At 65.9% G+C, this 1611-nt stretch carries 1 protein-coding gene and 1 pseudogene; both read left to right on the forward strand.

The features are described from left to right. Positions 1-1058, forward strand: a pseudogene (locus ACWD02_RS41925) (alpha-1,4-glucan--maltose-1-phosphate maltosyltransferase); the annotation flags it as partial. Next, on the forward strand, positions 1055-1611 hold a 557-nt coding region (locus tag ACWD02_RS41930), incomplete at its 3' end, for an alpha-amylase family glycosyl hydrolase (protein ID WP_451221939.1). The pseudogene ACWD02_RS41925 and the gene ACWD02_RS41930, both read left to right, overlap by 4 nt.

Consider the following 1611-nt stretch of genomic DNA (forward strand, 5'->3'; position numbering starts at 1 on the left):
ACCGCGCCGACGGCAGCATCGCCTACGCCGAGAACCCCCCGAAGAAGTACCAGGACATCTACCCCCTGGCCTTCGACCGCGACATGCCCGGCCTGATCACCGAGACCGTACGCCTGCTGCGGTTCTGGATGGACCACGGCGTACGCATCTTCCGCGTCGACAACCCGCACACCAAACCCGTCGCCTTCTGGGAGCAGGTCCTAGGCGACATCAACACAACCGACCCCGACGTCATCTTCCTGGCCGAGGCCTTCACCCGCCCCGCCATGATGCGCACCCTGGCCGCCATCGGCTTCCAGCAGTCCTACACCTACTTCACCTGGCGCAACGCGAAGAATGAACTGACGGATTACGCTCAGGAGTTGGCGGACGAGACCGCCCACTACCTCCGGCCGAACTTCTTCGTCAACACCCCGGACATCCTGCACGCCTACCTGCAGAACGGCGGCCGCCCCGCCTTCGAGGCACGCGCGGTGCTCGCCGCGACGCTCGCGCCGACCTGGGGCGTCTACAGCGGATACGAACTCTGCGAGAACGCCCCGGCGCGAGCCGGCAGCGAGGAGTATCTGAACTCGGAGAAGTATCAACTGCGCCCGCGTGACTGGGAATCGGCCGAGCGCACCGGTGCCACCATCGCGCCCCTCATCACCGCGCTGAACCGCGTACGGCGCGCCAACCCCGCCCTGCGGCAACTGCGTGGCCTGCACTTCCACCCCACGGACCAGGAAGCGGTGATCGCGTACTCGAAGACGGCCGGCGGCAAGGACGGATCGAACACGGTTCTGGTGGTCGTGAACCTCGACGCCCACCACACCCAGGAGGCCACGGTCTCGTTGAACATGCCGGAACTCGGCCTCCACTGGCACGAGTCCGTGCCGGTGCGCGACGAGCTCACCGGCAACACCTATCACTGGGGCAGGGCCAATTACGTGCGCCTCGGTCCGGGCGGCGCGCACGTGTTGCTCGTCGGCCGGGGGCCCGGGGATCTCTCCCCGGATGAGCACAGCGAGGTCCTGCGACCGTCCTCACCGTTGATCGGAGGGTCACCCACACAATGATCATCAACGAGCCCGTCCAGGACACATTCGAGGACACGCCCGCCAAGGACCGCGACCCCGAGTGGTTCAAGCGCGCGGTCTTCTACGAAGTCCTGGTCCGCTCCTTCCAGGACAGCAACGGCGACGGCATCGGCGACCTCAAGGGGATCACCGCCAAGCTGGACTATCTGCAGTGGCTGGGCGTCGACTGCCTGTGGCTGCCGCCGTTCTTCAAGTCACCGTTGCGGGACGGCGGTTACGACGTCTCGGACTACACCGCGGTCCTGCCGGAGTTCGGCGACCTCGCCGACTTCGTGGAGTTCGTGGACTCCGCGCACCAGCGGGGCATGCGCGTGATCATCGACTTCGTGATGAACCACACCAGCGACCAGCACCCGTGGTTCCAGGCCTCACGCAGCGACCCCGAAGGCCCCTACGGCGACTACTACGTCTGGGCCGACGACGACAAGCAATACCAGGACGCACGCATCATCTTCGTCGACACCGAGGTCTCCAACTGGACCTTCGACCCGGTGCGCAAACAGTACTTCTGGCACCGCTTCTTCTCCCACCA

This window comes from Streptomyces sp. NPDC002853, assembly GCF_053591915.1.